Below are 13945 nucleotides of genomic sequence, written 5' to 3'. Positions count from 1 at the left end.
AACATGAACAAAAAACGAGTTACGGCTCTTGCGGTTTCCCTCAGCCTGGTGGCTGTCATCGGGATCGGAGCGACTTTAGCTTATTTTACCGATCAGACAGACACCCAGAACGTAATCAACATGGGGCATGTAGACATCGATCTTGTAGAGCATGAGATCACACAGGACGAGGATGGCAACTGGGTTTATGATGAGACGAAACCAGTGACATCCGAAGGACTGATTTTTACCGATGTGTATCCAGGAGAAACTGTTGCCAAGGATCCAACTGTGACTCTGGCAGAGGGTTCCGGGGATGCGTATATCCGGGTAAAGATGGAGATCGATATTTCTGACTCTACTTTGACACCAAACGATGCGGCTGCACTGAAAGCAAACATTGATAAAGAGATCGCAAAGAGCGGCAAATGGTATGAAGCGACGGACGGATATTATTACTACAATACCGCATTGACGGAAGAGGATTCTTCCGCAGTCCTTTTTGATAAAGTAACACTTCCGGGCGCGGCATGGAAAAACAATACGGCAAGACAGAGTTTCCAGGTCAAACTTGAGGCGGAAGCTATCCAAAGCAAATACTTCACACCGCAGACAGGAGACGGTATGATTACCGGATGGATCGATGAAACTCAAGCTCCGATTACAGCCGAAGCCTACACGGAATAAGTCGGATACTGAGGAGGGGATTCCAATGAAATCCAGGATCTGTAGTCTGGCAGGTATCCTGCTGATGGCGGCGGTCATCCTGGTATTCCTGCCACTGACCGTCCCCCGCCTGTTTGGATACCAGATTTACGGTATTCTGACAGACAGCATGGAACCCAATTACCCAGCAGGATGCGTAGTTTATGTCAAAGAAACAGACAGCGCCGGGATCCGGGTGGGAGATGTCATCACCTTTCAGATGGGGACGGATACGGATCTTGTGATGACCCACCGGGTGGCAGAAATTGACGTGGAAAAGCAGCAGTTTATCACCAAGGGGGATGCCAACAGGTCTGTGGACGTCACGCCAGTGGCGTTCGACCGTCTGATCGGGGAGGTGGTATTTCAGATTCCAATGCTGGGAAATCTTTCTTCCTGTCTGTATACGGGAACAGGAATCATGGCCTGCTCAGGTCTGTTTGTGACAGTAGCAGTCCTGTGGGGAATCGCGGAGAAGTTTAAGTTAAAGGAGAGTGCAAAGTGAAAAGAAAAATCGTACTGATGGGCGTGGCGGCAGCTCTCACTGCAACTGCATTGATCGGAGGCTCCCTGGCGTATTTTCAGGCAGACGGGCAGGAAGTTCAGCAGCAGATGAATACCCGGACACTGAGCATCAGTCTGAAAGATGCCGGATCCGGGACGCTGTCAGAGGAGACGGTGCTGTTTGACGACGTTATGCCGGGAGCGGATCTTGAGATGGAGCACCGATTGGTGGTAGAGAACACAGGAGATACCTCGGTTTACGCACGGGTAACGCTTCAGAAAGTCTGGGGAGAGTATGCGGATCATTCCTTTACCAAGGAATTTGACAAGGACAGTTCTCTTATCCGGCTGGAGACCGGGGACGATTGGTACATCATGGAAAATACGGATGGGAACGACGAGACGCTCTATCTGTATTACCGGACGCCACTGGAAGAGGGCGGACAGACCGCACCGATCTTGAAGGGGCTTCGAATTGCGGAGAGTATCACTAACGAGTATGCCAATAAGGGGATTTTCCTGGATGTTCAGGTAGACGCAGTTCAGGTTTCCGAATCCGAGAGAGCACGCCAGGACGCCATTCTGACGGAATGGGGTGTGTGGCCGGAGTTTAGCGGAGCGGGGGAGATTATCAGCATAGAAGAATAGTGGACAGAAAAGTCAGGAGGCCATTATGAAGAAAAGAATAGCAGGTCTGTGCATGACATTTGCCCTAGTGTTTGGAATGTCCATGGGAGTCTATGCGGCAGACACACCGGTTGCGACCTTTGACGGAAGCGGCCAGATTAAATACAATTACGACTATAAGGAGGATTTCGGAGATGCCTTTGAAGGAATGCTTCCGGGGGACGAAAGAACTCAGCAGATCATCCTTCGGAATACCTCGGAAAAGCCGACGGACTTCTATATGGAAGTAGAAGTCATCAAAGCCCTGGAGGAAGCGTCCAAAGCTTCAGGGGCGGCCTATACCTTTTCTTTGACGGTTACGCAGGAAGGGGTAAATGAAGGAATACCCCAGGTGATTTACGGAGGAGAAGGAAGCGGGAGTGCCTGGATTGGCGGTCGGGACAGTGAAAACGGACTGGGGGACGTCAACGAGGTGCTGGAGGAATACGGCTCCAACGGAATCAAGGTAGCCAACCTGGACCAAGGAGAGGAGGCGGTCATTGCTTTAAGTGTGATGCTGGACGGCATTACCGGGGGTAATACATATCAGGGCATGGATGGAACGATTCAGTTTGCCTTTCACGCAAGTTATGACACAAATGCACCGGAAACCATTACTGAAACGATTCGGGGAGAAGATCAAATCATCAAGGAGACAGTCAAAGGAGAAGAAAGGGTTATTGTGCGGGACGGCGGTTCTCCCACAGACCGGGTTAAGACAGGTGATCCGGCGGTGATCCTGCCGCTTGCGGCGGCGATGGCAGTCTGCGCGGCGGTGATTGTCGCGCTCCTTAGCAGGAAAAGAAAACAGCATGAGGAAGAATCCAGATAGAAAGGCAGGAAGACGAAGATGAAAAGGAAAAAACTATCAGGCATGATTGCAGTCGGCTGTCTATGCCTTTTTACGGGAGGATTTCCGGTCCGGGCGGCATCGAGCGCATCCTATATGGTGACGATCCGTCCGGGAAGCTTGGCACGTTTCAGCGAGTCGTTTCTGAACCAGTACCGGGCGGCAGGAGCATTGGTGACGGAAAAGACAGGAAGCATTAAGATCCAAATCCCGGCGGGTGGTACGATCCCATACTTGCCGGATGCGGGGGATCTGGTTTACAAGGACGGAAAAGAAGGGCGTTATACCATGAATACGGACTGGTATCCGAAGAATCTCACAGTAACCGGGAATGAGAGTCTGGTTGTGAAATATGATGCATTAAACGATGCTGTAGAGTACCGGGTGCGTTATGTTGATGACCGAAGCGGCGAGGACATCGCCACGCCTCTGATTTCCCAGGGAAATGAGGGGGAGAGCTATACGTTCTATCCGGAGAAAGTAGCAGGATATGCGTGTGACACGGAGAGCCGGGAATTAAAGCTGTCCTCCAAAGCCGGGGACAATGAAGTGACGTTCCGGTATGAGAGTACGGTAGAGCCGAATGTGAATCAGGTCGTGATTCCGGGGGAGACCATCACGGAGACGGAGGTTGTACCTGGTGATACGACGATCATCACAGATGGCGGCACAAGGGTCACGGAAGCCGGAGGCAGCACATCCGAGGGAACCGACGGGGCAGCCATGGGAGACGAGGGCACAGGTCAAAACGTGGTTACAGCCGGGGGACAGACTCAGGGTCAAACTGCCGGAGAGCAGGAGACCATCGAGGAGAATGACGTTCCAAGGGGCAGACAGCCGGAAAACGATGAAAGGGGCACGAATAGGGATACTCAGGAGATTGAGGCGGATGAAACGCCGCTTAGTAACAAAGAAGGAAAAGCAGACAAGGATCTCAAGAGCTATGTTATTGGGGGAGGAGCAGTCGTCATCCTTGCGATTGCAGGATTGTTGTTTTATACAAGAAAACACAGATTGCGATAAAAGAAACCGGGAGATGTTCTAATGGGTGGAGTATCTCCCGGTTTTATTATAGCGATTTTGTTATAATATGTACGATTTCCTGTGACGGATCCCCAAAGGCAGACACCGTCAGTCTTTGGTGTACAGGTGTGTTTTTCGGTAAGTGCTTGGAGAGACCCCGGTCATTTTTTTGAAGACCAGGGAGAAGTACTGTGAGGTATCGAATCCGGTGACTGCGGCAATATTCTGGATGGATTCATTGGTGGAGGACAGCAGTTGTTTTGCTTTTTTAATTTTTTCCTGTGAGATATACTCGGACAGGCTGGTTCCGGTTAACTGTTTGAACAGCCGGGAGATATAAGTTTCATTGTAATTTACGACCCGGGAGATGGTGGCCAGGTTGAGGGAGTCCGCCAGGTGCTGTTCGATGTAGAGTTTTATTTTCTGGACCAGAAGGTTGTTTTTGTCTGTTTTTTTGGAGTTTTGTATCTCAAACAGGTGCCGGGAAATTGCTTCCAGGTAGTGGGAGGCTTCTTTCCAGGAGGAGAAATCATGCAGGTAGTATAGCTGATACAGAGCGATTTTGGAGGCCAGTCGTTCTTGAAGTTGATATAAGTCTATATAGTTCAGCAAAATCAGAGCGACAGACATGTAGATTTTAATTGCCCGAATATCGTGCATACTTCGAATGATGATACACTCCTGACATAGTTTTTTGAGTGCGCGCGAGTATTCTGCTTCAATTCCCTGGTAGAGGGAGAAAGTCAGTTCCTGTAGCAGGTGGTCGATCTCAGTTCGGTCGATGGTCCGCTTCTGACCGGATGTCAGAAGAGAAGGTTCATCGTCCAGGATATTTACTGACGAATAAATTAGCGGCGCTTTGGTAACAAAGGAATCGGCATACCGTTGTAAAGTAAAAAAGTGACGGTAGATCTGATCCCAGGGTGAAGCTGCCGGGTAGAGGACAACTGTGAGCCGACGATGCAGGGTCGTAGTGCAGTAGTCGCTGAAATCATTTGCCAGAGACTCCAGAAATCCGGAAACGGAACCCAAGTCGTTACTTTCCAACGTAACGGGGCTGGACGAATCGGAGGCGGAAGAAGTAACTGGTGAAAGTACAGGTTGGAAAAGCCAGAGCATCGTTCCGTGTTCCAGATCCAACATGGAAAAGGAGAGCTTATTGACGCAAAGTCGTTGCATAAGCTGGAGATACTCCAGGGTGTTCCCGGAGTGAATCTGATGGCTCTCCCGGAAAGAGCGATGATGGATCTGGGTGTACATCAGGTAGACAGGACGCTGCAGATCCAGCGGGAATTTGGACCATGCAATCTGCAAGGACTGTTGGATTTTATCCATGTGTTCCCCCGAGAAAATTTCTTTCAGGATCGTTTGCTCCAGCAAGTGAGAAAGCAGCAGAGAGTTCTGACTTGCGGTGGACAATAGATGCAGTTTGTCCGCCTCCTGTTTTATTTCATCGACAGCAGAGAAGATCTCTGATAAAATGACCTCATCTTTTTCTGTCTTAAGAAGATAACGGGAGTGAGGCAGCTTGTCTGCTGCATAAATATGCTCAAAGTTATCAAAGGCAGTTAAAAAAATGACGCGGAAGTCCGGGTCGGATGTCCGGATGCGTGAGGCCGTCTCAATACCGGAAAGTCCAGGCATCCTGATATCCAGAAGTGCCAGATGGATTTTCATGGTTTTTGAAAGTTCTAAGGCTTCCATTCCAGAGTAGCATTTATAGACTTCGAGATCCTCAGGAGCGTGTGCTTCTACCAATGCGGCGAGGTAGTTTACGATGTAATGCTCGTCATCTACAATTAATAGTCTCATCATGGATGTTCCCCTTTCTAAATTTACCAAGTATGATGGAAACACGAAGTCCGCCAAGCGTGGAACGTGATACATGGAGAGAATCGTGGGTGTTGGAAAAGATAATCAGTCTGCGTTGAATGTTCAGGATTCCAGACATTTCCACATTTGTTCCGGTGCTTTGGACTTCTAAAAGCGCATTGGAGAGATTGCACAGTTTCTCATCAGTCAGTTCTTCTCCGTTATCTTCAATATCGATCTGCAGCACTTCATTATCCGGGTGAAAATGAACCTGCAAAAGCCCGTCTTTCATCTTATTTGCCAGTCCGTAATTGAAGGCGTTTTCCAGAATCGGCTGTAAAATCAGCTTTGGTACCGGGATGTCCGCATAGCCCGCGGGCAGTTCCTCAAAATCAATCTGGATTCGTCCGGAAAAACGAAGCCCCTGAATGTAGGCATAGTTCTGGGCGTGGCGGTATTCTTCCGAGAGCTTAACATGGTCCATATTGTTTCTTGTCAGATACCGGAAATAAACTCCGAGTGCGTTGGCGACACTTTGGGCGTCCTCGATATTTTCGGTTTGGATCATCCGTTGAAGCATAAAAAAGCTGTTGTATAGAAAATGCGGATTGATCTGAGCCTGAAGCTGTTTGAGTTCCGCTTTCTGCAAGAGTAGTTTTTGAGTGTAATCCTTTTCGATAAGCAGCTCAAGCTTTTGGGCCATCTTATTGAATTCCTGATACAGATAGGCAAAATCCGGGCTGTGGACGTTGGCGATCTGGACTTTAAAATTTCCGGTTTCCATTTCTTTAAACGCATTGATCAGATGTGATAAAGGTCGGTGTACCAGGCGGTAAATTTCCACAAAAAAGATGATGCATGCAGCGGAGATCAACAGAATAAAAAACATATTCAGTAACGGGGTGACCCGGGTGGCGTTGAGAATGTCGTCTGTCGGAATCAGCCTGGTATACTGAAAGGAAAGATACGGCATTTCATAGGAAAACGCATAATAGCGAGTCCCATCGATCGTCATAATGGGTTGCCCCGTGGCATCCTTAGAAGCTTCTATTTGTTGCAGAAGCTTCTTTTCTTGATCTGCGGACAAGGATGTGAGGGCAAATTCATCTTCCATGGTAAAAAGATAGTTTTCCGCATTGTAGGACATATTATTCTTGAGATACTCTTGCAGATCATTGATGGACAATTCAAAAATTACACCATAGGTGGCGGAGGATGATGGCATCAGGCAGCAACCAAGGACTGGCGTTTTGGTCAGCGGATTTTCATAGTAAGAGAATGTACGGGATTCTTGGGCGATGTTTTTCAGAGTTTCAAAGGTTTCCGATGTGAGAGTGGAGAAGCTCCCTTCATCGTAGCCTTTGGAATTGTACATGATTCCAAGATCACCAAAGAAAATATGGGCTGAGGAGCAAAAGGGCAGAGACAGGGAGACAGAGGAAAGCTGCTCCCGTAAGAGCCGTACCTGTGAAGCTTCCTCATAGGTGGTAAAACCGGAATACGCATTGGAGAACCGCTGCAGGTTGGACTGACCCGCAAGGGTAAAAGCGGAAGCATAAATAGTATACAGAGAATTATTTAAATGTGCGATAAAGGTTGCGTTGTTGGAATCAATAGAGGAAAGGATCTGCCTTTTCAGCGTCTGATTGCTGAACTGAATTGTGCCAAGCCAGACGATCAGCAGCGGAAATACAAGAGATAAAAACAGGATGACGATCTTTTTAAGTAAAGTATTTTTGCGTTTCATGGTGATCCACTCCTTATATTCTGATAATAACTGTAGTATATCACATACAGAACATAATTTAAGTTTTAAAACTTATAATATTCTGTGGTTTGTATAAAATCTATTCATGTTTGCCTAAAGGTGTCGATAAATTATAAAAATACAAAATAATTATATAGATCTTTTACTGGACGGCGAAGATAATGAGGACAATGGAATTTATAGATGGAAAGGAGTAAAGCAATGAGAAAAAGAAAACGAGTGTTGGCAGTACTGTTGACAGGATGTATGTTGGGTACTATGATGACCGGCTGCATGAAGCAGAGCAGCGAGGGTGATTCCTCCAACAAGAAAAAAGAGGCGGTGAAAGTGCCGGAGGGGCTCTGGGATCCGTATGAGGATACGGTGACAATCAGTACGGTACTCCCGGAAAATGCGGGCATTCAGTTTGCCGAGGGAGACAGCTACGACGACAACCCTTGGTACCGGGCCTATGAGGAGCGGTTTAATATCGATGTTGTAAATGACTGGGTAAGTAATGATTACACGACCAAGCTGAATCTTACAATCGCGGATAAAAGCATTCCGGATGTCTTCTGCGTGGACGCACAGCAGCTTCGCCAGTTAAAAGAAGCGGACATGATCTGGGATCTGACGGATATTTTCGATGAGTATGCTTCGGACCTGCTGAAGGGCTATATGGAGCAGGAAAGTGATACGTTTGAGACGGGGAAACTGGACGGGAAACTGTATGGAATACCGCAGCTTTCCTACGGAATCATTGACCAGCCAAATCAGATCTGGATCCGCAAAGACTGGAAAGAAAAGTTGAATCTTGCCGACCCGAAGTCAATGGACGATGTATTAGAGATCGCAAAAGCATTTCAGAAGGAATATGGCGGATATGGTCTGACAGAGGACCAGAATCTGGACTGCTTTAAGATTCTGGCACCGGCATGGGGTGCGAACCCGGGAATCTGGATTGAAGGAGAAAATGGTAAATTGGCTTATGGATCTGTACAGCCAGAAATGAAAGAGGCATTGCAGGCTTATGCACAGTGGTATAAGGAAGGAATCATTGATCCGGAATTCACGACAAAAGATCTGGAAAAGATGCTTCAGGGAGAGATCAGCAGTTCTGTAGGCGTAAGCCCGTACTATCAGTATTGGGGATATGATCCGGGTCCGAATGTCGTACAGAATCTCGGCGCGGATGCTATCTTTGAACCGTACGAGATTCCTTCCGCAAACGGTGGGGAAGTAAAAGCAAGTGTTACGTTTGCAAACTATGGCTATATTGTAGTGAGCAAGGGATGTAAAAATCCGGAAGCAGTCCTGAAACTTCTTAACTTCTATGCACATGTCATGGATGAAGGAGACGAGGAGGATGCGGATTTTATCAACGAATTGTTTGGAAATGCCTATACGAACATTCCATATGCACTGAGAGTCATTAATCCAAATACCGATTACAACCAGTTTGTGAAAGTATCCGGGGCGCTGGAAAAAGGATTGGATGAAGATCCGGCGGCACTGGGGAAAGACGGTGTGAAATATTCCAATAGTGTGGACTTTATTAAAGAGGGAGCTTCGACTGGAGTGGGAGATTACCTGCAGCAGGGCGGCCCGAAAGCCGCCTACCGGATTTCCAAGGAAATCATTGACAACGAGCAATATATTAAGGATGCAATGTGGGGACCGGCGACCGAGACGCTTCTGAGTGCGGGAAGTACACTTGATGATATCCTGACAGAAGGATTTACAAAGATTATCGTAGGAGAGGAGAGTATTGACTACTTTGATACTCTTGTTGACAACTGGGCGAAAGCTGGCGGGACAAAAGCGACAGAAGAGATCAATGAGACTTACGGAAACAACTAAGAAGGTGGCTTATGAAAAAATTAAAAAGACAATGGCAGTATCATCTGATGTTGCTTCCGGGTGTGATTTTGATCTTTATTTTTGCGTATATTCCGCTTTATGGAGTGATCATCGCGTTTGAAGATTACAATCCGGCACTTGGATTTGCCTCTCCTTGGGTCGGGATGAAACATTTCCAGTACATCTTTAGTCAGCCGGCATTTTTAAGAACAATCTGGAACACATTTTTTATCGCCGTAATGAAACTGATAGGGGGCATTGTCGTACCGGTTATTTTTGCGCTGCTGCTTAATGAACTGGTGTCCAACCGGTTAAAGAGAATTTTCCAGACACTGATTTATATACCGAACTTTCTTTCTTGGGTCATTATGGCGGGCGTACTGATGGATATTCTCGCAAATAACGGAATCATCAATCAGTTTCTCGGATTTTTCGGGATGGACGCGGTAAATTTCCTTGGGAATGCATCGGTCTTTCCGTGGACTATGATTGTGACGGATATCTGGAAAGGGTTTGGATTTGGAACTGTCGTTTATCTGGCGGCGCTTACGAGCATTGATCCGGGGCTTTACGAGTCGGCGATTCTGGACGGTGCTACCAGGTGGCAGCAGATCCGATACATCACGCTTCCTCTGCTGATGCCGACCATCATTCTGATGCTTGTGCTGGCGCTGGGAAATGTTCTGAATGCGGGATTTGATCAGATCTTCAACCTGTATTCTCCGATCGTATATCAAACAGGAGATATTATTGATACCTATGTATACCGGCTTGGTATCCAGCAGGCTCAGTATTCTGTCGGTGCGGCTATAGGCCTGTTCAAATCGGCAGTATCCGCGGTACTTGTTCTGACGTCCTATATTCTGGCGGATAAATGTGCGGGATACAAGATTTTTTAGGAGGAAGGAAATGCAGTATAAGACAAGAGCAAACAGAATTTTTCACTTCGTAAATATTTTCATTCTGGCGGTCGTCTCCCTCCTCTGTGTTCTGCCATTTATCAATCTGTTGGCGATTTCTTTCAGCGACAGTGCGGCAGTAGCGGCGGGAGCGGTCGGATTTACCCCGGTTGATTTTACCTTGAGCGCATATGAATATGCGCTCAAGGGGGGCAAATTTATACGGGCACTTTTCATTTCCTTTGAGCGTGTGTTCCTTGGTGTGGGGCTCAATCTGATCCTGATGGTTCTCACGGCCTATCCGCTCTCTAAGACGAGGAAAAAGGTGGCCGGGAGAAACATTTACATGGTCTATTTCGTAATTACCATGCTGGTGTCCGGTGGAATGATCCCAACCTATCTCGTGGTGACGGGGCTGGGGTTAAAAGATACGATTTGGGCGCTGATCCTTCCGGGGGCGCTCCCGGTATACAATATGGTCATTTTAATGAATTTTATGCGTGGAATTCCGGAGGAGATCGAAGAGGCGGCCGCAATCGACGGAGCAAGTCCATTCCAGATCCTGACGCGTGTTCTGCTGCCGATCCTGAAACCGGCGTTGGCAACGGTGGGGCTTTTCTGTATCGTCACACATTGGAACGACTGGTTCAGTGGGATGATCTATATGAACAACCCGGACAACTATCCGCTTCAGACATATCTGCAGTCTTTGCTTCAGAATTTTGAACAGTTACTGCGGACGCAGAGCTCTCAGGATATCCAGGCGCTCCTTGCACAGATGGACGCAAGGACCGGGCGGGCAGCACAGCTTTTCCTCGGTGCGATTCCGGTCATGGTAATCTATCCGTTTTTACAGAAATATTTTACCAAAGGACTTGTACTGGGAAGTGTGAAAGGCTAAAATAATCCAAAGAGGTGTAAGATGAGACAGGTCTATGTAAAAGAGTACGGGATTACTCCGGGAAACGACAGAGCCCTTTTGTGGAAGGTACGGATGATGCTGGATGAGCTTCAGGGTACGATGGGGATCGAGTTTGTGTTTGAGTCAGGTACCTATCATTTTTATCCGGATTATGCGGTGGAAAAGACTCTGTATATTTCAAACCATGATGAAGATGTACCAAAGAGGATCGCGTTTGATTTTAGTGGATGGCGCAAGGTAAAGATCCGGGGAGAGGGAGCGGTCTTTCTGTTTCACACGGATATTTTGCCGTTTCACCTGGACAGGTGCCATGAGATTCTGATTGAGGGAATCACCATTGACTATGAGAGAACGGGATATTCCGAAGGAGAGATTGTGGAGCTGTCTGGAAAAAGAATGGTGCTTCGGATCGACCGGAAAGAGTATCCATACCGGGTTTTTCACGGGGAGCTCTATTTTGAAGAAGAAGGGGCGTATCACCCGCTGTATTATGGCTGTCTGGAGATGGACAGAAGGAGAAATGCCCCAGTCTATCAAGGAAGGGATATTAGTTTTAACAGACCGTACCCTTCCTCCTATGGAGCGGTGTTCCGGGAGGCAGGGGAGAATTTGGTAGAGGTGACGTTGACAGAGGACCAGCAGTTTCCGGAGACGTCCAGGGAAGGAAACAGAATGATTTTGCGTCACCATCTCAGGACACATCCCTGTTTTTATATTACCGGAAGTGAAGGAATCACACTACGGGATATCACCATTTACCATTGCACAGGGATGGCGGTGATTTCACAGTTTACAAAGGATATCACGATCGAGAGGGTGTGTCTTGTCAGACATCCACAAAAAGATCGGATCTTTACGGCGACGGCAGACGGATTTCATTTCGTGTATGCAGGCGGAAAGATCCACATTAAGAACTGTGTGCTGGAGAATCAACTGGACGATCCGGTCAACATTCATGGTATCTACGGAAGGATTCACAAAGTAACCAGCAAAAGAGAAGTAATCGTGGAATTGGTAGAAAGTATGCAAAAAGGGGTATTGCTGGGGACGGCAGGGGATTATTTCGCAGTGGTTGACAACCGAACAATGCTGGAGCAGGAACATGCCGTGATCACTGAGATTACCTGGATGAATTCGGATTATCAACGGATTGTTTTTGCGGAAGATATGGAGAATCTGACTCCGGGATTTGTGGTGGAGAACCAGTCCTGGGTTCCGGATGTGCTGATTGAGGGGTGTACGTTCCGTAATAATCGCGCAAGAGGATTGTTGCTGACAAGCGCGGGGGACGTCCTCGTCAGGGACAACACCTTTGAAACACCTGGGGCAGCAATTTTGATTGAGGGGGACTCGAACTACTGGTTTGAATCCGGGGCAACCAGACATATTGTTATTGAGGGCAACAGATTCCATCAGTGTGCATATGTCAGTGCCTGGGGCAAGGCGCCTATTCAGGTTTCGCCAAGCGCTCTTGTCTGGGAGAAGGATAGGAGGTATCATCAGTATCTGGAAGTACGGGGGAATGTATTTCAGTGCTGCGATGACCGTCTTGTAAATGCGGTCAATTTAAAAAAGCTGGTATTTCTTGACAACAAGATAGAACGGACAACGGTATTTGAACCGATAAAAGGGCAAGCATTGGAACTTGACGGGGTATTGGAAGTGGAGACAGACATCAATAAGGAGCAACAGATATGAACATGGAACAGAAAAAAATCAATATTGGATTAATCGGACTTGGCGCAAGGGGAACCCTTTTGCTGCACGACGTTTTGCTGGAGCATGAAGACGCCGTAATCTGTGCGGTCTGTGATGTGTATGAGGACAGATGCGAAAAGGCGGCCCAGTATATTCAGGAAAAAACTGGACAAAAGCCATTTCAGACAACAAATTATAAGGAGATCTTTGAAAGGAAAGAGGTGGATGCCGTCCTTCTTTGCAGTTCCTGGGAGTCCCATATCCACCTGGCTATCGAAGCGATGGAGTGTGGCAAGGCAGTGGGATGCGAGGTCGGAGGAGCCTATTCCATTCGGGAATGTTGGAGGCTTGTAGAGACCTATGAACAAACTAAAACACCGATTATGCTGATGGAGAATTGCTGTTATGGCCGGGATGAGATGATGGCCATGCATATGGTTCACCAGGGCGTGCTGGGAGAAATCGTACATTGTGCCGGAGGCTATATGCATGATCTGCGCCAGGAAGTGGCGTTTGGAAAAGAGGAACGCCATTACAGGCTGAGAAATTACATCCACCGCAATACGGAAAACTATCCGACTCACGAGCTGGGACCGATTGCCCAGATACTTGGGATCAATCGGGGCAATCGTATGGTTTCTTTAACCTCCATGGCGTCAAAGGCAGCGGGACTGCACCATTATATAGAAAAAGAAAAATCAGAAGATCAAGAGCTGATGCAGATCGCTTTTCATCAAGGCGACATTGTGACGACACTCATCCAATGTGCGAATGGCGAGACCATCACTTTGAAACTGGATACAACTCTGCCAAGATATTATTCCAGAGGATTCTATATCCAGGGGACGAAAGGGTTATTCAACGAGGAGAATGGATCTGTTTTCCTGGAGGGAGAGCACGAATCTTATGATTTTCAATGGAAGGAGCAGTGGGGAAATATTGAGAGCTACCGGGAAAAATATGAACATCCGGTCTGGAGACGCTACCAGGAAGAGGGAATCAAACGGGGGCATGACGGTATGGACTGGCTTGTCTTCTCTGATTTCGTGGAGGCTGTCAGAGATAGAAAGCCAATGCCGATCGATGTTTACGATATGGCGGCATGGATGAGTATTTCGACGCTTGCGGAGGAATCCATTCTTCTCGGAAGTCAGCCGATGGCAATTCCGGACTTCACAAATGGAGCCTGGATGGTACGAAAATAAGTAATATTCTCAGTTTTTTCAGTGGGGGGACATGTTCCGATATATAGGAACACGTCCCCCGATTGCTGACATAGA

General features: G+C 47.6%; 12 protein-coding genes. 10 read left to right on the top strand and 2 right to left on the bottom strand.

Going from position 1 to position 13945, the window contains the following annotated elements; translation table 11 throughout:
• Nucleotides 1–3 precede the first annotated feature (3 nt).
• The 5 genes from AOA56_RS14325 to AOA56_RS14305 are packed head-to-tail and all read left to right on the top strand — an operon-like array spanning nt 4 to nt 3727.
• Nucleotides 4–666, top strand: a complete 663-nt coding sequence (locus AOA56_RS14325) for a SipW-dependent-type signal peptide-containing protein (protein WP_053769952.1) — start codon at nt 4–6, stop codon at nt 664–666.
• 25 nt (nt 667–691) lie between these two features.
• Nucleotides 692–1189: a signal peptidase I gene (locus AOA56_RS14320; RefSeq protein ID WP_024731936.1), complete on the top strand. Its 498-nt coding sequence runs from the start codon at nt 692–694 to the stop codon at nt 1187–1189.
• Nucleotides 1186–1836 (top strand): hypothetical protein, encoded by a 651-nt coding sequence (locus tag AOA56_RS14315; protein WP_053769951.1) that lies wholly within the window; start codon nt 1186–1188, stop codon nt 1834–1836. Before AOA56_RS14320 ends, AOA56_RS14315 begins: the two co-directional genes overlap by 4 nt.
• A gap of 25 nt (nt 1837–1861) precedes the next feature.
• The gene (locus AOA56_RS14310) at nt 1862–2686 is read left to right on the top strand and encodes a hypothetical protein (protein ID WP_053769950.1); all 825 of its coding nucleotides are present in this window, start codon (nt 1862–1864) and stop codon (nt 2684–2686) included.
• A gap of 18 nt (nt 2687–2704) precedes the next feature.
• Nucleotides 2705–3727: a MucBP domain-containing protein gene (locus AOA56_RS14305; protein WP_053769949.1), complete on the top strand. Its 1023-nt coding sequence runs from the start codon at nt 2705–2707 to the stop codon at nt 3725–3727.
• A 108-nt stretch (nt 3728–3835) separates the two neighbouring features.
• On the opposite strand, the gene AOA56_RS14300 is transcribed toward AOA56_RS14305, so the two are convergent.
• Complete coding sequence (locus tag AOA56_RS14300; protein WP_053769948.1) at nt 3836–5542, bottom strand: helix-turn-helix domain-containing protein; 1707 nt, start codon at nt 5540–5542, stop codon at nt 3836–3838.
• On the bottom strand, nt 5517–7286 hold the full coding sequence (locus AOA56_RS14295) for a sensor histidine kinase (protein ID WP_024731941.1): 1770 nt from the start codon (nt 7284–7286) through the stop codon (nt 5517–5519). Before AOA56_RS14295 ends, AOA56_RS14300 begins: the two co-directional genes overlap by 26 nt.
• Nucleotides 7287–7508: 222 nt before the next feature.
• Here AOA56_RS14295 and AOA56_RS14290 point away from each other — a divergent pair, with 222 nt between their 5' ends.
• Genes AOA56_RS14290 through AOA56_RS14270 form a run of 5 tightly spaced genes read left to right on the top strand, consistent with a single transcriptional unit; the run spans nt 7509 to nt 13870 of the window.
• Nucleotides 7509–9146, top strand: a complete 1638-nt coding sequence (locus tag AOA56_RS14290) for an extracellular solute-binding protein (RefSeq protein ID WP_024731942.1) — start codon at nt 7509–7511, stop codon at nt 9144–9146.
• An 11-nt stretch (nt 9147–9157) separates the two neighbouring features.
• A complete protein-coding gene (locus tag AOA56_RS14285; RefSeq protein WP_024731943.1) occupies nt 9158–10045 on the top strand; it encodes an ABC transporter permease in 888 nt (295 codons plus the stop codon).
• A 10-nt stretch (nt 10046–10055) separates the two neighbouring features.
• The gene (locus AOA56_RS14280; RefSeq protein WP_024731944.1) at nt 10056–10946 is read left to right on the top strand and encodes a carbohydrate ABC transporter permease; all 891 of its coding nucleotides are present in this window, start codon (nt 10056–10058) and stop codon (nt 10944–10946) included.
• A 21-nt stretch (nt 10947–10967) separates the two neighbouring features.
• Entirely contained in the window at nt 10968–12665 is a 1698-nt protein-coding gene (locus tag AOA56_RS14275; RefSeq protein WP_053769947.1) for a right-handed parallel beta-helix repeat-containing protein, read from the top strand.
• Complete coding sequence (locus AOA56_RS14270; protein ID WP_330376523.1) at nt 12662–13870, top strand: Gfo/Idh/MocA family protein; 1209 nt, start codon at nt 12662–12664, stop codon at nt 13868–13870. The genes AOA56_RS14275 and AOA56_RS14270 overlap by 4 nt, the downstream gene beginning before the upstream one ends.
• Nucleotides 13871–13945: the final 75 nt, after the last annotated feature.

The sequence above is a fragment of the Sellimonas intestinalis genome (assembly GCF_001280875.1).
GTDB lineage: Bacteria > Bacillota > Clostridia > Lachnospirales > Lachnospiraceae > Sellimonas > Sellimonas intestinalis.
This window is presented reverse-complemented; position numbering and strand designations above follow the sequence as displayed.